Raw genomic sequence first — 486 nt, 5'->3', positions numbered from 1 at the left:
GGTCACCCATCCTAGTACTACTCTCGCCCAAGCACGCTTAACTGCGGAGTTCTGATGGGATCCGGTGCATTAGTGCTGGTATGATCGCATCCGTTAGTATATGCAATGCAATCGTATATATTCTTTTTTGAAGACWTGATGAACCATTCGCCGTGGGTCCCACCCGCTATGTAGGGATACCCCATCTAGTCTTAACGAGCTTTGATGCATGAAAAAATTCGAAAACAATGCTTGAACAAGTAATTTTGGGTCCGTAATATAGCCCAAATCACGAAAATGCCCGAAAAAGTACTTAAAGGTCAAAATTTGGGGTCGACAAAAMGTCAATGGAGAAGTTCCATTGTCCTGCTTCTTTCGTCGGAGGGCTGTCTTTGGGCTTTCCGTAAAGGTATCACATGCCAAGTTTGGCCTCACGGTCTAAAAGTTATGGAGTCATAAAGTAAGTTTGGCCTCACGGTCTAAAAGTTATGGAGTCATAAAGTTTTA

The 486-nt window shown here is 43.4% G+C and carries 1 rRNA gene; it reads right to left on the bottom strand.

Annotation, left to right across the window (positions count from 1 at the left end):
• Nucleotides 1-92 (bottom strand): 5S ribosomal RNA (gene rrf, locus EDI28_RS28225); the annotation flags it as partial.
• Between the last annotated feature and the right edge of the window lie 394 nt (nt 93-486).

The organism is Photobacterium chitinilyticum, from assembly GCF_004104355.1.
Taxonomy (GTDB): Bacteria; Pseudomonadota; Gammaproteobacteria; order Enterobacterales; family Vibrionaceae; genus Photobacterium; species Photobacterium chitinilyticum.
This window is presented reverse-complemented; position numbering and strand designations above follow the sequence as displayed.